An 18,773-nucleotide genomic window follows, 5' to 3' on the forward strand; every position below is an offset into this window, starting at 1 on the left:
TGGCGGCGGCGCGGGCGGGCGACAGGGGCTGCGGCTGCGGCAGCCGCGCGGGCTTGTCCGCGCCGCCCGGGGCCCGCGCCCGAAGCAAGGCCCGCAGCCGTCCCGCCTGTCCCTGTTGCGCCATGATGAACCCCGAATCGCCCGTTTCCTGTTTCCGCACTGTGGCAAGAAGCGGTTGAGAAAGGGTTTATGCCCGCCGCAGCCCCGCATTGACCGGCACCGGCGGGCGGCGAGGCAGCAGGATGCGGAAGGCCGCGCCCCCCTGGCCGGGCAGATAGGTGATTTCCCCGCCCAGGTTCGCCATGATTTCCCTGCAGATCGCCAGGCCAAGGCCCGCGCCCCCGGCCCGGGCGGGGTCGTTCAGGCGGGCGAACTTCTCGAAGATGAGAGCCTGGCGCGCGGTCTCGATCCCCGAGCCGTTGTCGATGATGTCGATCTGCGCGCCGCCGCGCAGGGTCCGGCGGACGCGGATCGTCAGGATGGGGGGTTCGGCGTCGCAATACTTGCGGGCGTTGCTGATGACGTTGATCAGCACCTGCAGCAGCCGGTCGGGATCGGTGATCACGCCCACATATTCGGCCAGCGGTTCCCGGTCCACGCGGAACACCCGCTCGGGCCGCGTGGCCGAGGCGGCGGACAGCGCGCGCTCGATCAGGTCGTGCAGGTTGGCGGGCGTGATCGACAGCTGCGCCTGGCCGCTTTCCAGCACCGACAGATCCAGCAGGTCGTCCAGCAGCCGGGTCAGGCGCCCCGATTCGTCATAGATGATCTTGGCGAAGCGGTCGCGGTCGGCCGGGGGCAGGTCCGGCGTGCGCAGGATTTCCGAAAACGCCCGGACCGAGGTCATGGGCGTGCGCAATTCGTGGCTGATCTGGCCCAGGAAGGCGTCCTTCTGCACCGACAGGGCGGTCAGCTTGTCGTTCGCCTCGCGCAACTGGCGGGCGGTGCGGGCCAGCTCGGCGGTGGCGTTTTCCAGGCGCTGCGTTTCCTCCTTGGCGCGCTGCGCCTCGGTCGCGACCTGCATCAGGTCCGACACGGTCAGTTCCGCCCCGCCCGCCACGCTGTCGATCATCGCGTGCGCGGTGGCCGCCCCGATGGACCCCGCCAGCCGCCGTTCCAGCCGCGTCAGGAAGCGCGGCGTCAGGTCGGGCAGATAACCCGACTTGCCCTGGAAGGCGGCCTCGGACCGGAAGAAGCGCAAGGCGTCCTCGGCCCCCCAGACGCGGCGGGCCATGACCAGCAGCGGCTCGGCCTGGTCGGCGCTGCGCGCGAGGCGGCTGTGGCGGATCGGGTCCACGGCGCTGACGAAGGACAGGCCTTGCAGGCGTTCCACCGGGTCGGGCATCCCGAAGATCGACAGCCCGATGAAGGCCAGTGTGTTCACCGCCAGCGACAGGAAGATCGCGAAGGCCAGCGGATCGACCCCGGCAGGCACCGGCGGGGGCGCCCCGATCCCGACCGAGGGCAGAAAGATCATCGCCAGCCACAACAGGAAACCGCTTCCCACCCCGGCAAAGGCGCCGCGCCGGTTGGCCCCCCGCCACAAGAGCCCGCCGATCATCGCGGGCAGCACCTGCGCCATGCCGGTAAAGGCCACCAGCCCCATGGCCGCCAGCGCGGCGGTGCCGCCGCTGGCCTGGTAATAGATCCAGCCCACCGCCATGACCGCCAGGATCGCCAGCCGCCGGGCGTTCAGGACGAAGCCGCGCAGATCCTCGGGGTCGTCCCCCTGCGGCTTGCGGCGCAGCATCAGCCACAGCGGCACCAGCCAGTGGTTGGAAATCATCGTGGCCAGCGCGATGGTGCAGACCACCACCATCGAGGTCGCCGCCGAGAATCCGCCCAGGAAGACCAGGAAGGCCAGCCAGTTCTGCCCCGACTGCGCGGGCAGCGTCAGGACATACAGGTCGGGATTGGCATCCGGGGGCAGAAGCTGCCGGCCCATCACGGCGATGGGCAGCACGAACAGCGACATGGCGAACAGATAGGCCGGGAAGGCCCAGCCGGCGGTGGCCAGGCGATCCTCGTCCGCGGCCTCGACCACCAACACCTGGAACATGCGGGGCAAGGCGATGACCGCCGCGCCGGACACGATGATCAGGGCGGTCCAGCGGTCGGGTTGCAGGATCCAGCCCGGATCGCCCTTTCGCTGCGCGATGCGGTCCAGCATGTCGGCGGGGCCGTCCGCCAGGCCCCAGACCACGAAGACGCCAAGCACCAGAAAGGCCATCAGCTTGACCAGCGCCTCCAGCGCGATGGCGGTGACGACGCCGTGGTGGCGCTCGTCGGCGGCAAGGTTGCGGGTGCCGAACAGGATCGTGAACAGCGCCAGCCCCGCCGCCACCCACAACGCCGTGCCGCCGCTTCCCACCATCGGAATGTCGGTCAGGCTGTCGGTGGCGAAGACCTCGAAGGACAGGCTGACCGATTGCAGTTGCAGCGCGACATAGGGCGTGGCCGCGATCACCGCGATCAGCGTGACCAGCGCCGCCAGCCGGTTCGACTTGCCGAACCGGGCCGAGATGAGATCCGCGATGGACGTGACATGGTGCATCCGCGCCACCCGCACCAGGCGGCGCAGCCCCCACCAGGCGCCGGTGAAGACCACCGTCGGCCCCAGATAGATCGTGGCGAATTCCAGCCCCGACCGGCTGGCGTAGCCAACCGCGCCGTAAAACGTCCAGGCCGAGCAATAGACCGACAGCGACAGCGTATAGACCGCCGGATAGTCCAGCCAGCGCACCCGCCCCCGCGACGCCGCGCGGTCGGCGGCAAAGGCCACGCCGAACATCAGCGCGACATAGGTCAGGCAGCCCGCGACCAGCGCCTCAAAGGGCATGGTCGTCCTCCTCCGCGATGGCCTGGCTGGCGCGCAGGGTGGCGGCGTCGGCGCGGCGCAGGGCGCGGTGCAGCGCCCAGATGGCGGCGATCAGACCGGCCCAGATGCCGAACAGCCAGACCGCGCCGCCCGCAAAGCTGGCAAGCGCGGGCATCCACCAGACCGGCACCAGGATCAGCCCCGCCGCCAGCACCGGCAGCACGCGCGCCGCGTCGCCCAACCGCCTGCGGCGGAACGAGGCGCGTTCAAGGAACAAGGGCCGGTCGGGCATGGCCTAGTTCAGCATCCCGCGCACCAGCGCGCGCAACTCGTCATTGGCAAAGGGCTTTGCCAGCACCGCATCGGCCTGCGGCAGGGCCAGGGACGCCTGCCCCCGCGCGGTCAGCATCAGCACCGGGGTCGCGGCCAGGCGCGGATCGTGGTCGCCGCGCAATTCCGCCAGGATCTCGGTCCCCGAGCGGTGCGGCAGCATCACGTCCAGGATCACCAGCCGGGGCTTTTCGCTGCGGATCGCCTCTATCCCGCCAAGGCCGTCGGGATGCAGCCCGACCTGCCAGCCCTCGCGCGTCAGGATGAAGCGCACCGCCTCGGCGATGTTCGGTTCGTCCTCGATCATCAGGATGTCGAGCATACCGCCAGGGCCCCCTCTCCCTCGGGCATTTGTCCCGATAATGTGACGCGAAGGTCATGGCTGTCAAAGCCTGTCTTCAGGCCGTCCCCAGGATCGAGGGCTCGCGCCGCGCCACGCAGTCGGCGCGCGGGCAGATGCGGCAGGCGGGGCCGATCAGCAGGTCGGGGCGGGCGGGCGATCCGGGTTCCTCGGGCAGGATCAGCATCTGCGCGCGGGTCAGCACCGGGCCGCCCGTGCCCAGCGGCTGGTCGCGCGTGGCCAGCGACAGGGTGCGGAAGCGTCGGCCCGAAGGCGCCTCGACCAGGTTGGCCACGGCGGTCTGGGGCATGGCAAGCGCCTGGAACAGCGGCCAGAGCGGGCAGGCATCGCCCGGCCGGGGCAGGGGAAAGCCGGGCGCGGGGCGGCGCAGCGTCAGCGCGCCGGACCCGTCGCAGACCAGCAGCCCCGCCCCTTCAAAGCCTGCAGGCTTCAGCACGGCCAGCCGCCGCATCACCAGATCCAGCGGCACGCGCAGCCGGGCGGCCATGCGCAGGGGGTCGGGATCGACGGCGGCTTCCGCCAGGGCGTCGTCGGGCAGCGCCGCGCGGTCGCCCTCCATCTGCCGCAGATGGGCGCGCGCCAGCGCCCGCGCGGCGTCGGACGCCAGGTCGCCCGCCCCTTCGACCGGGGGGGCGCCTGCGGCAAGCCAGGCCTCGACCTCCTCTTGCGGCGTATAGATCGCGCCCTGCGTGTCGAAGCTGTCCAGATAGGCCACCAGCGCCTGCGCGGTGGATGACAGGCGCAGGCTGTCCGCATCCAGGTTCGCGTGGAACCGCGCCCGCCAGTCGGGCGGGATCTCGCCCCCCTCGGCCAGGATGGAGGCCGTGGAGCGGACCGAGGTGACGGCGGACAGAACCTCGTGCAGCGTGGTCAGCAGATAGGGATCCTGCGTCATGCGGTCCGACAGCGTGACAAGCTGGCGTTCCAGCCCGTCGGCCCGCCGCGCGAGCGCGATCACCGCCCCCGCCCAGCCTGGGAATCGGGCCAGCAGCTCGGGCGCCTGGTCCACCTCGGGGGCGGCATCGTCGGGCAGGCGCACGGCGGCCTCGCGCAGGGCGGCGATCAGCGCCTCCTCTCGCCCCTCGGCCAGTTCGGTTGCCGAAACCTCCAGCGCGGCGGCCAGGCGCAGCACCAGATGATCGCCCACGGGACGGCGGTTGTGTTCGATCAGGTTCAGATAGGCGGCCGAGATCCCCGCCGCCCGCGCCACGTCCGCCTGCCGCCGCGACAGCGCCAGGCGGCGTTCGCGGATGCGGGTTCCGGTCAGGATGCGGCTGCCATGCTGCTTCATGGCCCGATCAAAGCGCGGCGGCGCGGCCCGCGCAAGCCGCAACGATATCTTAGGGTTTTTGCGCCAGGCTGGGTGCATGATCCTGTCATCCGCGACGCCCCTTCCCGGAATCAAGGCCCTTGTCCGGGCCGCTTTGCAAACGCTATGGCGGCTTTTGCAAAGGGGAGGGGACATCATGGCGACTCAGAAGATCTATGCTGGCACCTCGCTGCGCGAAACGCGGGCGCGCAGCGGACTGACGCAAAAGCGGTTCGCCGACCGGCTGGGGGTGTCCCTGCCCTATCTGTCGCAGATGGAAAACAACCACCGGCCGATCTCGGTGGGCGTGCTGCTGCGGCTGGCGCAGGAATTCGGGGTGGACCTGTCCACGCTGGCTGCGGGAGACGCCGAACGCATGGTCATCGACATGCAGGAGGCCCTGGCCGACCCCCTGTTCGACGCGGCCCCGCCGCTGGCCGACCTGCGCCTGGCCGCGACCAACGCGCCGGTGCTGGCCCGCGCCTTCCTGGATCTGTATCGCGCCCATCGCCAAGGCCAGGAACGCCTGGCCGCGCTGGACGAGGCGATCGGCGCATCCGGCCAGAACGCGCTTTCGACGCCGTGGGAGGAGGTGCGCGACTTCTTCCATTACTGCGACAACTATATCGACGCCGTGGACCGGGCGGCGGAACGCTTTGCCTGCCCGGCGGGCCAGCGGCTGGACCCCTGGGACGCGGGCGTGGCGGCGCTGGCGCAGCGCGGCATCCGGGTGACGCGCACCGAACTGCCCGTCAACACCGTCTTCCGCCGCGACGGCCAGGACATCCAGGTGAACGCCGCCGCCGAACGGCCGACCCAGGTTTTCCAGCTTCTGCACCTTGTCGCGCTGGAACGGCAATCCGACCTGCTGGACGCCACGCTGGATCTGGCGCGCTTTCGCAGCCAGACGGCGCGGGACGTGGCCCGCGTGGGGCTTGCCAACTATTTCGCGGGCGCGGCGCTGATGCCCTATCGCGCGTTCCTGTCTGCGGCCCAGGCGGAACGGCACGACCTGGAACGGTTGTCGCATCTCTTCGGCGCCTCGCTGGAACAGGTGGCGCACCGGCTGTCCACCCTGCAACGCCCGGGTGCCAAGGGCGTGCCCTTCTTCTTTGTCCGCGTCGATCAGGCGGGCACCATCACCAAGCGCCATTCCGCCACGCGCCTGCAATTCGCCCGCTTCGGCGGCGCCTGCCCCTTGTGGAACGTCCATCAGGCGTTCGAGCAGCCGGGCCGCTTCCTGCGGCAACTGGCCGAAACGCCGGATGGGGTGCGATACCTGCTGATGTCGCGCGACGTGTCGAAACACGCGGGCGCCTTCAACGCCCCGGTCCGCCGCTTCGCCATCGGCCTGGGCTGCGAGGTGACGCACGCGGGCACGGTGGTCTATGCCGACGGGCTGGACCTGACCAAGCCGCGTGCCTTCGAGCCCATCGGGATTTCCTGCCGCATCTGCCCGCGTCCCGATTGCCACCAGCGGTCCGTGCCGCCCATCGACCGGCCCTTGCGGATCCCTGCGGACCGCAACGGACCCCTTCCCTATGAAATCTCGTGACCAGGGATCAACATCTTGTGGGTGTCGGCGGATTTTCGCCCGTTGGGGCAAGGTTCCGCGCATGACCGGAACCGAAAGCCGACCCGCTGTTGCCAGGAAGGCACACATGGGGTTTACCCCGCGCGGACTGGAACCAGATCGCCCAACTCACTTGGGACGCCATGACGGGGGACCTGAAGTGCCGAACGTGACCAACCGCCTGAATGCCTCGCTGGAACGGATCCTGCCCGAAAAGCGCCTGTTCCTGCGGCCTGACGACGAAACCCGGTTTGTTCGCCTGCGCCCCCTCACCCAACTGGCCGCGCTTGGCGGCATCACGCTGGCCTTCGGCTGGACGCTGGTCGCCAGTTCGGTCCTGGCCATCGACGCCATGGGCGCGGGATCGTCGCGCGACGGCATCATCCACACCCAGGCCGCGTTCGAGGAACGGCTGACGCAGCTGTCGCAGGAACGCGACGCCCGCGCGGCCGAGGCGCTGGCCGCGCAGAACCGCTTCACCGTCGCGCTGGAGCAAGTGTCCCAGATGCAATCGCAACTGCTGGCCGCCGAGGAACGGCGCCGCGAGCTGGAGGCCGGGCTGGACGTGGTCCAGTCCTCGCTGCGCGACGCGCTGGCCAACCGCGACGGGCAGCAGGCGGTGGCCGATGCGGCCGGAACCGATGCGGCGGCCGACCCCGCCCGGCGCGCGGAAGTGACCGCCGCGCTGGACATCGTGACGGGCGAGTTGCGCCAGGCCGCCGACGAACGCGCCACCGCCGTGCAGGAGGCCGAGCAGGCCCGGCAGGCGGTCGCGGAACTGTCGGTCGAGCGCGCGCAGATCCTGGCGCGCAACGACGAAATCCTCACCCAGCTGGAAGACGCCGTCACCGTCTCGGTCGAGCCGCTGGACGAGGTGTTCCGGTCCGTCGGCATGAACCCCGAGGACGTGCTGGAAACGATTCGCGAGGGCTATTCCGGCCAGGGCGGCCCCTTGACGCCGATGGGCTATTCCACGCGCGGCGACGCGGCCCTGACCAACAGCGAGACCAAGGCCAACCAGATCATCGTCACGCTGGACCAGATGAACACCTATCGCATCGCCATGGAAAAGCTGCCGCTGGCGATGCCGGTGAAGCAGTCCTTCCGCTATACCTCGGGCTTCGGGCGCCGCTGGGGCCGCGCGCATGAGGGGGTGGACATGGCCGCCCCGGTCGGCACGCCGGTTCACGCGACGGGCGACGGTGTGGTGATCCATGCAGGGCGCCAGGGCGCCTATGGCAACCTGATCAAGATCCAGCACGAACTGGGGGTCGAGACCCGCTTCGGGCATCTGTCCCGGATTCGCGTGAAGGTCGGCCAAAGGGTGTCGCAAGGCGATCTGATCGGTGATATGGGCAATACCGGACGCTCGACCGGGCCGCATCTGCATTACGAGGTGCGCATGAAGGGTCGGGCCGTTGACCCGATGAGCTTCATCAAGGCTGCAAGCAATGTTCAGTAAGACCCGCGTGACCGAGAAACCGCAAACGCCCCCTGCCCCTGGCACCGCGACCAGCAATCCCGATGCGCCCGCCGCGACCCCCGGCTTCGAGCGGACGGAAACGCCGGTGACAACGCCCGCGCGCCGGTCCGCGCCGTCGGTCCTATCCTCGGACCTGACGGTCGTGGGCAACATCCGCACCGAGGGCGACATCCAGATCGAGGGCACGGTCGAGGGCGACATCCGCGCCCATCAGCTGGTGATCGGCGAGACCGCCACCATCCGGGGCGAGATCGTGGGCGACGAGGTCGTGGTGAACGGCCGCGTGGTGGGCCGCGTGCGCGGGCTGAAGGTGCGCCTGACCGCCACCGCGCGGGTGGAAGGCGACATCATCCACAAGACCATCGCCATCGAATCCGGCGCGCATTTCGAGGGCTCGGTCCAGCGGCAGGAAGACCCCCTGGCCAACGGCCCGACCAAGAAGCTGGCCCCGCCCGCGTCCGAGTAAGCCATCCGTCCTGCCATCACGGCCCGCCATGCGCGGGCCGTTTCGTCATGCCGGTTTTCGCCGCCTGCCGCATAAAGCATGTGGCAATCCGGGGAAATCGCGCGCCGCGACCTGGGCTAGGCTTGCCCGTCACCGCATGGAGGGAGAGGCATGAAACTTGTGAGATACGGTGCAAAAGGCGCTGAAAAGCCGGGGCTTCTGGACGCCGAGGGGCGCGTGCGCGACTTGTCGGGCCATGTGGCGGACATTTCGGGCACCTGCCTGACGCGCGCGGGGCTGGCCGTGCTGCGCGCGCTGGATCCGGCCCGCCTGCCGCTGGTCGAGGGAACGCCCCAGCAGGATCTGCGCCTTGGCGCCTGCGTGGGCGGGGTGGGCAAGTTCCTGGCGGTGGGCCTCAACTATGCCGACCACGCCGCCGAGGCCGGGATGGAGGTGCCGACCGAACCCATCCTGTTCACCAAATGGACCAACTGCATCGCCGGGCCGGACGACGACCTGGCGCTGCCCCCCGATTCGGCCGCAACCGATTGGGAGGTCGAACTGGGCATCGTGATCGGCGACGGCGGGCGCGACATCCCGCAGGACCAAGCCGACCGGCATATCGCGGGCTATTGCGTGATCAACGACATCAGCGAACGCGACTGGCAGTTGCGGCGCGGCGGCACCTGGGACAAGGGCAAGGGTTACGACGGCTTCGGCCCCCTCGGCCCCTGGCTGGTGACGGTGGACGAAATCCCCGACCCCTGCGCCCTGCGCCTGTGGCTGGAGGTGGACGGGCACCGCTTCCAGGACGGCACCACCGCCACGATGGTCTTCGGCCCGCAGGAGATCGTGGCCTATGCGTCGCGGTTCACCACGCTGCATCCGGGCGACGTGATCGCCACCGGCACGCCGCCGGGCGTGGGCATGGGCGCGACGCCCCCGGTCTATCTGCGGCGCGGCCAGGTGATGCGGCTTGGCATCGAGGGCTTGGGCCAGCAGCGGCAACGGGTCGTCTGACATGCCGTCCATCCTCATCACCGGCGCGGGCAGCGGCATCGGGCGGGCCACCGCGCGGCGCTTCCTGGCCGCGGGCTGGCGGGTCGCGGTCCTGGGCCGCAACGCGGATGCGCTGCGGGAAACGGCGGGCAGCGCCCCCGCGCTGATCCTGCCCTGCGATGTCACGGACGAGGCCGCCGTCGATGCGGCCTTCGACCGCGCCCATGCCGAATGGGGGCGGCTGGACGTGCTGTTCAACAATGCCGGGCGCGGGGCGGACCCGGCCACGCCCGACGCGATGGACCCCGCCACCTTCCGCGAGGTGATCGCGGTCAACGTGACGGGCATGTTCCTGTGCGCCCGCGCCGCCTTCCGGCTGATGCGCGGGCAAGCGCCGCAGGGCGGGCGGATCATCAACAACGGCTCGATTTCCGCCCATGCGCCGCGTCCGGGGTCGGTCGCCTATACCACCTCGAAACACGCGGTGACGGGGCTGACGAAATCGCTGTCGCTGGACGGGCGGCCCTTCGGCATCGCCTGCGGGCAGATCGACATCGGCAATGCCGCGACGGAATTGCTGACGCAGGTCAGCACCAATGCGCCGGATGCGGAACCGCTGATGGACGTGTCGGTCGTGGCCGAGGCGGTGCTGCACATGGCGGGCCTGCCCCAAGGGGCGAACGTGCAGTTCATGACGGTGATGGCCACCAACATGCCCTTTATCGGGCGGGGTTAGCCGCCCATCACGCGGCGATAAACGTGCCAGCTTGCGTGACCCAGCACCGGCAGCACGACCAGCAGGCCCAAAAAGCCGGGGATGATCGCCACGAACAGCCAGATCGCGATCAGCGCCCCCCAGACCGCCATCACGCCGGGGTTTTCCGCCACCGCGCGGCAGGACGTGATGATGGCGGTGATGAAGTCCACCTCGCGCTCCATCAGCAGGGGCAGGCCCACCACGGTGAAGGTGAACAGCACCGCCGCGAAGCCGCCACCGATGATCGTGCCCAGGACCAGCATCACCAGGCCCCGGCCCCCGAACAGCACCTCGGGCGACGAGGTGATGTTGGTCAGCGCCGACACGCCCATGAACAGCGCGAAGACCGTGTGGGCCACGAAGACCCAGAACATGAACAACAGCAGGACCACCATCGCCATGGACGGGATCTGGCGTTGCCGCTGTTCAAAGACCACGCGCAGGATGCGGGCGGTGTCCAGGGGCTCGTTCGCCTCGATCCGGCGGCTGACCTCGTAAAGGCCCGTGGCGGCGAAGGGGGCGATCAGCGGGAATCCCAGGATGAAGGGGATCAGCCACCAGTCCTGCCCCGAGGCGAAGGCGACCGAGGCGAGCGCCCAGCCTCCCAGGACATAGAAGGCCGAAAAGATCAGCCCGAAGGCCGGCGCGCGGCGGAAGTCGCGCCAGCCCAGGGTCAGCGCGTCGGACAGGTCCGACAGGGCGATGTGGCGGGGTTCGGGGATCTCGTCGGGCAGGGTGTGGTGGTCGCGCGCGGGCAGGTCGGATCGGGTCAAGGATCCCTCCGGTCAAAGATGGCGCGCGTTCGCGATGATGCTAGCACCGCGGCGGATTGTCGCAAGCCTTATCCGCGGTAACGGTCCGCCAAGGCCTGGGCGACCGGGGGGGTCACGAATTTCGACACGTCGCCGCCAAGGCGCGCGATCTCCTTGACCAGCTTGGACGCGATGGCCTGGCGGCGGGCGTCGGCCATCATGAACACCGTCTCGATGCTGGCGTCGAGCGCGCGGTTCATGCCGACCATCTGGAATTCGTATTCAAAGTCGGCCACCGCGCGCAACCCGCGCACGATCACCTGCGCGCCCACGTCGCGGGCGCAGTCGATCAGCAGGTTCTCGAACGGGTGGACCACGATCTCGCCCCCGGTGCGGGTGGTGATCTGGTCGCATTCGGCCTGCACCATGGCCACCCGATCCTCCAGCCCGAACAGGGGGGACTTGTCGCGGTTGATGGCGACGCCGATGACAAGGCGGTCCACCAGCGCCATGGCGCGCTGGATGATATCGACATGGCCCAGCGTGATCGGGTCGAAGGTGCCGGGGTAAAGTCCGATGCGCATGAACGGGCGCCCTTATGCTTGCTGCCCCGCAGGGAAAGCGGATTCCTGGGTGGATTGCAAGCGTTTGGACCGTCCTCAGGCGCCCATGATCATGCCGGTCAGGGCCTCTTTCTCGGCGGCGAGCTCCTTCAGCCGCCCGCTGACCGCATCGCCGATGGAAACCACGCCCACCATGTTGCCGTCGGGATCCACGACCGGCAGGTGGCGGAACCGCCCCTGGGTCATGCGTTCCAGGATCACCAGCGCGTCGTCGCCCATGGTGCAGGTCTGCACGTCGCGGGTCATCACCTCGGACAAGGGGGTGGACAGCACGCCGGGACCGTGGGTGCCCAACTGGCGCACGATGTCGCGTTCCGAGAGAATCCCTTGCGGCTTTTTCCCGTCATCCGACACCACGACCGCGCCGATGCGCTGTTCGGCCAGCATCTTCACCGCATCGCCCAGGGTGGCGTCGGGGCGGATGGTCACGATCGTCTGCGCCTCGATCCCCGGCTTGCCCGAGCCGGATTTCATCGACAGCAACTGATTGACAAGCATGGTGCATCCTCCGGTGGCGATTGTGCTGGGGACCATCCTTTTCCCCGAATCGTGATCCGTCAAGTGCGACGAAGCTGCGATTCCAGGCGCGCGACCTCGGCCCGCAGCCCCTGGGCCAAGAGGTCGGCCAGCAGCGACAGCCGGCGCGAGGCGCGGTCGTCGGCATGGCGGATCAGCCAGAAGCTGCGTTTCAGGGCGATGCGGTCGGGCAGCACCCGTTCGACGCCGGGCGCGAAGGGAATGGCGAAGTCGTGGACGATCCCCACCCCCGCCCCCGCCCGGATCGCCTGCATCTGCACGGAAACCGAGTTCGAGGTGATCGCCGCCGACTGCACCCCGGTTTCCGACAGATAGTCCAGTTCCCGGTCGAAGATCATGTCGGGGATATAGCCGATCATCCGGTGATGGCGCAGATCGGCCAGATCCCGGATCGGCGGGGTGGCTGCCAGGTAATCGGCGTGCGCGGCTAGGTGCAGGTGGTAATCCGTCAGCCGCTGCACCGTCAGCCGCCCGGTGTCGGGGGGCGACACGGCCACGGCCATGTCGGCTTCGCGCTTGGTCAGGTTCACCACGCGCGGCAGGGCGACGATCTGGATTTCCAGCCCCGGATGCGCGGTGCACAAGTCGCGCGCGATCTGCGGCAGCAGGTAGTTCGCGCAACCGTCCGGCGCGCCGATGCGCAACTGGCCAGTCAGCCCGGCCTCTCGCCGCACGGCCTCGGCGGCGGCATTGGCCCCTTGCTCGGCGGCCTCGGCGGGGGCGACCAGGCGCGCGCCCTCGGCGGTCAGGGCGTATCCCTGCGGCGTCTTGGCGAACAGCGCGGCGCCGACGGATGCTTCCAGCCGGGCGATGCGGCGGCCGATGGTGGACGCGTCCATGCCCAGCCGTCGCCCCGCGCCCGACAGGCTTTCGGTCCGCGCGACCGCCAGAAAGATGCGCAGGTCGTCCCAGTCCATCCCGCCCCTTTGCAGAATCGCAAAACGTCTTTGCCACCATGCCCCTTTATCCGGCAAATCCGCAAGGCTAGGCTGCCCGCAATCAAGGAGGATGCGATGAAAGAGATTCACCACTGGATCGACGGCAAGGAATACAAGGGCACCTCGGGCCGGTTCAGCGATGTCTTCAACCCCGCCACGGGCGAGGTTCAGGCGCACCTGTCGCTGGCCACCAAGGCGGAACTTGACCATGCGGTCGAACGCGCGGCGGAAGCGCAGGTGAAATGGGGCGCGACCAACCCGCAGCGCCGCGCCCGCGTGATGATGGAGTTCGTGCGCCTCATCAACCGCGACATGGACAAGATGGCCGAGGTGCTGTCGTCCGAACACGGCAAGACCTTTCCCGACGCCAAGGGCGACATCCAGCGCGGGCTTGAGGTGATCGAGTTCTGCGTGGGCGCGCCCCACCTGCTGAAGGGTGAATTCACCGACAGCGCCGGCCCCGGCATCGACATGTATTCCATGCGCCAGCCGCTGGGCGTGGTCGCGGGCATCACGCCCTTCAACTTTCCGGCGATGATCCCCTTGTGGAAGATGGGCCCCGCGCTGGCCGCCGGGAACGCGATGATCCTGAAGCCGTCCGAACGCGACCCCTCGGTCCCGCTGATGCTGGCCGCCTTGCTGCAAGAGGCCGGGCTGCCCGATGGCGTGTTGCAGGTCGTCAACGGCGACAAGGACAGCGTGGACGCGATCCTGGACAACCCGGTGATCCAGGCGGTGGGCTTTGTCGGATCGACGCCGATCGCGCAGTATATCTATGAACGCGCCGCAAGCACGGGCAAGCGGGCGCAGTGCTTCGGCGGCGCCAAGAACCACATGATCATCATGCCGGACGCCGACCTGGACCAGGCGGCGGATGCGCTGGTGGGTGCGGGCTATGGCGCGGCGGGCGAACGCTGCATGGCGATTTCCGTTGCGGTGCCGGTGGGCGAAAAGACCGCCGACGCGCTGATCGAACGCCTGATCCCGCGGATCGAGAAGCTGAAGGTCGGCCCCTACACGGCGGGCAACGACGTGGACTATGGCCCGGTCGTGACCGCCGCCGCCAAGGCCAACATCCTGCGGCTGGTGCAGACGGGCATCGACCAGGGCGCGGAACTGGTCGTCGATGGCCGGGACTTCAACCTGCAAGGGTATGAAAACGGCTTCTTCGTCGGCCCGCACCTGTTCGACCGCGTGACCCCCGACATGGACATCTACAAGACCGAGATCTTCGGCCCCGTCCTGTCCACCGTCCGCGCCGGTTCCTACGAGGAAGCCATCGGCCTGGCGATGAGCCACGAATACGGCAACGGCACCGCCATCTATACCCGCGACGGCGACACCGCGCGCGATTTCGCCAGCCGCATCAACATCGGCATGGTGGGCATCAACGTGCCGATCCCGGTGCCGCTGGCCTATCACACCTTCGGCGGCTGGAAGAAATCGGGCTTCGGCGACCTGAACCAGCACGGCCCCGACGCCTTCCGGTTCTATACCCGGACCAAGACGGTGACGGCCCGCTGGCCCTCGGGCATCAAGGAAGGCGGGGAATTCAACTTCCGCGCCATGGAGTGAGCCGCGGGAAGGGCGGGCAGATCCCGCCCTTCCCGTCGGGGGCAGGCCCTTGCGGCGGGCACGATCGGGCAGCCTTGCCGGAGCCTGTCCAGCCGGTCCGGGAACGCCGCCAAGGGCTGTGACAGCCTTGCCAAGACGGCCCGCACAGGGCAATTAAACGCATGTTCAATTTCCGGGGGGACGGAACATGGACTTTGCCTTGACCGAGGAACAGGCGGCCATCTTCGACATGGCCCGCGATTTCGGCCGTGACCGGATCGCGCCCCATGCCCATGCGTGGGAGGCCGAGGGCACCATCCCGCGCGAGCTGTGGGCCGACGTTGCCGCCCTTGGCCTTGGCGGGCTGTATGTGGCGGAAGGATACGGCGGCGCGGGCCTGTCGCGGCTGGACGGCACCCTGGTCTTCGAGGCGCTGGCGATGGCCTGCCCCTCGGTCGCGGCCTTCCTGTCGATCCACAACATGTGCGGCGGCATGATCGACAAGTTCGGATCCGCCGACACCAAGGCGCGCTGGCTGCCGGGCCTCTGCGCCATGGACACGGTGTTCTCTTATGCCCTGACCGAGCCGGGCAGCGGATCGGACGCCGCCGCCCTGCGCACCCGCGCGGACCGGACGGACGACGGCTGGCGCCTGAACGGGACCAAGGCCTTCATCTCGGGCGGGGGCTATTCGGACGCCTATATCGTCATGGCCCGCACCGGGGCCGATGGCCCCAAGGGCATCAGCGCGGTGATCGTCCCCGACGGCGCCCCCGGCCTGTCCTTCGGCGCGCCCGAGGACAAGATGGGCTGGCGCGCCCAACCCACCGCGCAGGTGCAGTTCGACGATTGCACCATCCCCGCCGACAACCTGCTGGGCGAGGAAGGGCGCGGCTTTGCCTATGCCATGGCGGGCCTCGACGGCGGGCGGCTGAACATCGCCGCCGCCGCGCTTGGCGGGGCGCAGGCGGCGCTGAACGCGACGCTGGCCTATATGGGCGAACGCCGCGCCTTCGGGCAAAGCCTCGACCAGTTCCAGGCGCTGCAATTCCGCCTGGCCGAGATGGAAACGGCGCTGCAATCGGCGCGCGTCTTCCTGCGCCAGGCGGCGTGGAAGCTGGACACCGGCGCAGCGGACGCCACCAGGTTCTGCGCCATGGCCAAGCTGCACGTGACCGACCGCGCCTTCGAGGTGGCGAACGGCTGCCTGCAACTGCACGGCGGATACGGCTATCTGGCCGATTACGGGATCGAAAAGATCGTGCGCGACCTGCGCGTCCACCAGATACTGGAAGGCACGAACGAGATCATGCGCCTGATCGTCGCCCGGGCGATGCTGGCCGAACGGGGGAACTGATGGACGACCTGAACATCCGCATCTCGGGCCGCGCCGGGCGCATCACCTTCACCCGGCCCAAGGCGCTGAATGCGCTGAGCCACGACATGGCGCTGGCGATCCATCGCGCGCTGGACGGCTGGCGCGACGACCCACGCGTCGAACTGGTCATCATCGACGCCGAGGGGGACCGCGCCTTCTGCGCGGGCGGCGACATCGCGGCGGTTTATCGCGCGGGGCTGGCGGGCGATCATGCCCTGGGGCAGCGCTTCTTCGCGGACGAATACCGCATGAACGCGGCCATTGCCGATTATCCGAAGCCCATCGTGGCCTTCATGGGGGGCTTCGTGATGGGCGGGGGCGTGGGCGTGGGGGGACACGCCAGCCACCGCATCGTCGGCGACACCACCCAGATCGCCATGCCCGAATCGGGCATCGGCCTGATCCCGGACGTGGGCGGAACGTGGCTTCTGTCCCGCGCGCCGGGGCGGATCGGGGAATACCTGGCGCTGACCGGCGCGCGGATGGGCGCGGGCGACGCGATCCATGCGGGCTTTGCCGACAGCTATATCCCCGAAGGCGAGTGGCCCGACCTGATCGCCCGGCTGGAAGCCACCGGCGACCTGTCCCTGACCCGGGGCGAGGACGCCCCCACCGCCCCCCTGCGCACGATGGACCTGTCCCCCTTCGCCAAGGACACGGTTGCCGACATCATCGACGCGCTGGAGGAGGACGGCAACGCCCAGACCCTGAAGATCCTGGCGGGCAATTCGCCCCTGTCCATGGCGGCGGGGCTGGCGATGGTGCGCGCGGCGCGGAACGACGCCCGGATGCAGGATTCGCTGGCCCGCGAATACCGCTTCACCCATCGCGCCACGCAAGACACCGACTTTCTGGAAGGCGTGCGGGCGCAGATCATCGACAAGGACCGCAAGCCCCGGTGGATGGCGGACGCCAGCCCCGCCCATGTGGCCGCGCTGCTGGCGCCCCTGGGACCGCATGAACTGACCCTGGAGGAACCGGCATGAAGATCGCATTCATTGGCCTTGGCAACATGGGTGCGCCCATGGCCCTGAACCTGGCCCGCGCGGGGCACGAGGTCACGGGCTTCGACACCGCCGCCCGGCCCGAAGGCCTGGCCCTGGCCGACAGCGCCGCCGCAGCCGCGACGGATGCCGACGTGGTCATCACCATGCTGCCCAACGGACAGATCCTGCGCGCGGTGGCCGACCAGGTGATCGCGGCCATGAAGCAAGGGGCGATCCTTTGCGACTGTTCCACCGTCGATGTGGACAGCGCCCGCGCGGTGGCGGACAAGGCACGGGCGGCGGGGCTGGATGCGCTGGACGCGCCGGTCTCGGGCGGGGTGGGCGGCGCGCAAGCGGGCACGCTGACCTTCATGGTGGGCGGGTCGGACGCGGCCTTCGCCACCGTCCGGCCGCTGTTCGACATCATGGGCCAGAAGGCCGTCCATTGCGGCGCGTCCGGCGCGGGCCAGGCGGCGAAAATCTGCAACAACATGATCCTGGGCGTCACCATGATCGCCACCTGCGAGGCCTTCGCCCTGGCCGACAAGCTGGGGCTGGACCGGCAAAAAATGTTCGACGTGGTGTCAACATCCTCGGGGTCCAGCTGGTCGATGAACAGCTATTGCCCCGCGCCGGGGGTGGGGCCCAAGTCGCCCGCCGACAACGGCTACAAGCCGGGATTTGCCGCCGAACTGATGCTCAAGGACTTGAACCTGTCGCAGGCCGCCGCCGCATCGGCGGGGGCGGACACGCCGATGGGGGCCCTGGCGCAACAACTGTATCACCAGTTCGTCGAGGACGAAGACGGGCGCGGCCGCGACTTTTCGGCAATGTTGCCACGCTTCGTCGAAAAAAACCGCTAGGCGGGCGGAACCTGCGCCATGGGGCGGAACTTGCATTGCCCCGGGCAAGTTTTCCCCCCAGATCGACAGCGCCAGACGAGACGACCATGACTCTCAAGCCATCCTTGATCCTGACTGCCCTGGCGGCGGCCGTTCTGGTCATGTTCTCAGCCAACCTCGCGCCGCAGGCCCAGGGCACCCCGCCGGACGCCGCCCGCAAGGAAGCCCGCGCCCTGGCCCCCGGCGACGTGCTGAAGTCCGAGGAGGTCCACTTCATCGAACGCCCCGGCCATTACGGCCTGGGTTCCGACCTGCGCGGCAGCCGCTATGCGATATCGGACGGGCATCTGGTGCGGGTCGATCCCAAAAGCCTGCAGGTGCAGTCCGTGCTGCGCAGCAACGTCCGTTCCATCGATTGATCTGCAAGAAGGGGATGGAGCGGGTGATGGGAATCGAACCCACGTATTCAGCTTGGAAGGCTGCTGCTCTACCATTGAGCTACACCCGCGTGGGGCCGGTATAAGTCAGCCGCGCGGGGCGTGCAACCGTCATCGACGCCCTTGGAAGAACCCCCGCAGCAGCGCCCGCGCCTGATCGGCGCCCACCCCGTCATAGACCTGCGGCCGGTGGTGGCATTGCGGATGGGTGAACACCCGCGCGCCATGTTCCACCCCGCCCATGCGCACATCACTGGCCCCGTAATACAGCCGCCCGATCCGCGCAGCGGAAATGGCGGCGGCGCACATCGGGCAGGGCTCCAGCGTGACCCACAGGTCATGGCCGGGCAGGCGTTCGGATCCCGCCATGCGGCAGGCCTCGCGGATCGCCAGGATCTCGGCATGGGCTGTGGGGTCCGACAGTTCCCGCGTGCGGTTGCCCGCGACTGCGACGACGCGCCCGTCCGGGGCCACCACGACCGCGCCCACCGGCACCTCGCCCCGCAGGGCGGCGGCCCTTGCCTCGGCCAGGGCAAGCTCCATATGAGAGGTGAAGCGGATCATGCTCCGCTTGTCGCAAGGGCGCAGCCGTGGTGCAAGCCGCCCTTTCCTTGGGGCCGCGCACCCGCTAGAAGCGCGCCTTTACCACCG

The 18,773-nt window shown here is 69.2% G+C and carries 19 protein-coding genes and 1 tRNA gene; 10 read left to right on the plus strand and 10 right to left on the minus strand.

Annotated elements, in window-relative coordinates; genetic code table 11:
• Positions 1–187: 187 nt before the first annotated feature.
• The 4 genes from JX613_RS14605 to JX613_RS14620 all read right to left on the minus strand — a co-directional run bounded on the left by JX613_RS14605 (position 188) and on the right by JX613_RS14620 (position 4,800).
• The gene (locus JX613_RS14605) at positions 188–2,839 is read right to left on the minus strand and encodes an ATP-binding protein (RefSeq protein ID WP_207102202.1); all 2,652 of its coding nucleotides are present in this window, start codon (positions 2,837–2,839) and stop codon (positions 188–190) included.
• Positions 2,829–3,110, minus strand: a complete 282-nt coding sequence (locus tag JX613_RS14610) for a hypothetical protein (RefSeq protein ID WP_207102203.1) — start codon at positions 3,108–3,110, stop codon at positions 2,829–2,831. Before JX613_RS14610 ends, JX613_RS14605 begins: the two co-directional genes overlap by 11 nt.
• Positions 3,111–3,113: 3 nt before the next feature.
• The gene (locus tag JX613_RS14615; protein ID WP_207102204.1) at positions 3,114–3,470 is read right to left on the minus strand and encodes a response regulator transcription factor; all 357 of its coding nucleotides are present in this window, start codon (positions 3,468–3,470) and stop codon (positions 3,114–3,116) included.
• Positions 3,471–3,546: 76 nt separating this feature from the next.
• Complete coding sequence (locus JX613_RS14620) at positions 3,547–4,800, minus strand: short-chain fatty acyl-CoA regulator family protein (protein WP_207102205.1); 1,254 nt, start codon at positions 4,798–4,800, stop codon at positions 3,547–3,549.
• A 175-nt stretch (positions 4,801–4,975) separates the two neighbouring features.
• Here JX613_RS14620 and JX613_RS14625 point away from each other — a divergent pair, with 175 nt between their 5' ends.
• The 5 genes from JX613_RS14625 (at position 4,976) to JX613_RS14645 (ending at position 10,054) form a co-directional block, all read left to right on the plus strand.
• Entirely contained in the window at positions 4,976–6,373 is a 1,398-nt protein-coding gene (locus JX613_RS14625; protein ID WP_207102206.1) for a helix-turn-helix domain-containing protein, read from the plus strand.
• A 187-nt stretch (positions 6,374–6,560) separates the two neighbouring features.
• On the plus strand, positions 6,561–7,853 hold the full coding sequence (locus JX613_RS14630) for a DUF5930 domain-containing protein (protein WP_336512311.1): 1,293 nt from the start codon (positions 6,561–6,563) through the stop codon (positions 7,851–7,853).
• Entirely contained in the window at positions 7,843–8,340 is a 498-nt protein-coding gene (locus JX613_RS14635) for a bactofilin family protein (protein ID WP_207102208.1), read from the plus strand. Before JX613_RS14630 ends, JX613_RS14635 begins: the two co-directional genes overlap by 11 nt.
• Positions 8,341–8,490: 150 nt before the next feature.
• Positions 8,491–9,339, plus strand: coding sequence for a fumarylacetoacetate hydrolase family protein (locus tag JX613_RS14640; RefSeq protein WP_207102209.1), 849 nt, complete (start codon positions 8,491–8,493; stop codon positions 9,337–9,339).
• 1 nt (position 9,340) lies between these two features.
• The gene (locus JX613_RS14645) at positions 9,341–10,054 is read left to right on the plus strand and encodes an SDR family oxidoreductase (protein WP_207102210.1); all 714 of its coding nucleotides are present in this window, start codon (positions 9,341–9,343) and stop codon (positions 10,052–10,054) included.
• On the opposite strand, the gene JX613_RS14650 is transcribed toward JX613_RS14645, so the two are convergent.
• From JX613_RS14650 to JX613_RS14665, 4 genes are all read right to left on the minus strand, one after another.
• Positions 10,051–10,848 carry a DUF2189 domain-containing protein gene (locus tag JX613_RS14650; protein WP_207102211.1) on the minus strand — a complete coding sequence of 266 codons (798 nt, stop codon included), beginning with the start codon at positions 10,846–10,848 and terminating at the stop codon, positions 10,051–10,053. The two genes, JX613_RS14645 and JX613_RS14650, sit on opposite strands and share 4 nt — an antisense overlap.
• Positions 10,849–10,916: 68 nt before the next feature.
• Positions 10,917–11,411: a pantetheine-phosphate adenylyltransferase gene (gene coaD / locus JX613_RS14655; protein WP_207102212.1), complete on the minus strand. Its 495-nt coding sequence runs from the start codon at positions 11,409–11,411 to the stop codon at positions 10,917–10,919.
• Positions 11,412–11,486: 75 nt separating this feature from the next.
• Positions 11,487–11,948, minus strand: coding sequence for a CBS domain-containing protein (locus JX613_RS14660; protein WP_207102213.1), 462 nt, complete (start codon positions 11,946–11,948; stop codon positions 11,487–11,489).
• A 59-nt stretch (positions 11,949–12,007) separates the two neighbouring features.
• Positions 12,008–12,904: a LysR family transcriptional regulator gene (locus JX613_RS14665; RefSeq protein ID WP_207102214.1), complete on the minus strand. Its 897-nt coding sequence runs from the start codon at positions 12,902–12,904 to the stop codon at positions 12,008–12,010.
• A 96-nt stretch (positions 12,905–13,000) separates the two neighbouring features.
• On the opposite strand from JX613_RS14665, the gene JX613_RS14670 reads away from it, so the two are divergent.
• The 5 genes from JX613_RS14670 to JX613_RS14690 all read left to right on the plus strand — a co-directional run bounded on the left by JX613_RS14670 (position 13,001) and on the right by JX613_RS14690 (position 18,104).
• Positions 13,001–14,500 carry a CoA-acylating methylmalonate-semialdehyde dehydrogenase gene (locus JX613_RS14670; RefSeq protein WP_207102215.1) on the plus strand — a complete coding sequence of 500 codons (1,500 nt, stop codon included), beginning with the start codon at positions 13,001–13,003 and terminating at the stop codon, positions 14,498–14,500.
• A gap of 187 nt (positions 14,501–14,687) precedes the next feature.
• Complete coding sequence (locus JX613_RS14675) at positions 14,688–15,836, plus strand: acyl-CoA dehydrogenase family protein (RefSeq protein ID WP_207102216.1); 1,149 nt, start codon at positions 14,688–14,690, stop codon at positions 15,834–15,836.
• A complete protein-coding gene (locus JX613_RS14680) occupies positions 15,836–16,843 on the plus strand; it encodes an enoyl-CoA hydratase/isomerase family protein (protein ID WP_207102217.1) in 1,008 nt (335 codons plus the stop codon). Before JX613_RS14675 ends, JX613_RS14680 begins: the two co-directional genes overlap by 1 nt.
• Positions 16,840–17,706 (plus strand): 3-hydroxyisobutyrate dehydrogenase, encoded by an 867-nt coding sequence (gene mmsB / locus JX613_RS14685; RefSeq protein ID WP_207102218.1) that lies wholly within the window; start codon positions 16,840–16,842, stop codon positions 17,704–17,706. Before JX613_RS14680 ends, mmsB begins: the two co-directional genes overlap by 4 nt.
• A gap of 86 nt (positions 17,707–17,792) precedes the next feature.
• Positions 17,793–18,104: a hypothetical protein gene (locus tag JX613_RS14690; RefSeq protein ID WP_207102219.1), complete on the plus strand. Its 312-nt coding sequence runs from the start codon at positions 17,793–17,795 to the stop codon at positions 18,102–18,104.
• Between the two features lie 15 nt (positions 18,105–18,119).
• Here the strand turns inward: JX613_RS14690 and JX613_RS14695 are convergent.
• Both JX613_RS14695 and JX613_RS14700 read right to left on the minus strand, forming a co-directional pair.
• A tRNA-Gly gene (locus JX613_RS14695) sits at positions 18,120–18,193 on the minus strand.
• Between the two features lie 40 nt (positions 18,194–18,233).
• The gene (locus JX613_RS14700) at positions 18,234–18,683 is read right to left on the minus strand and encodes a deaminase (RefSeq protein WP_207102247.1); all 450 of its coding nucleotides are present in this window, start codon (positions 18,681–18,683) and stop codon (positions 18,234–18,236) included.
• Between the last annotated feature and the right edge of the window lie 90 nt (positions 18,684–18,773).

Source organism: Paracoccus shandongensis, from assembly GCF_017315735.1.
Lineage (GTDB): Bacteria > Pseudomonadota > Alphaproteobacteria > Rhodobacterales > Rhodobacteraceae > Paracoccus > Paracoccus shandongensis.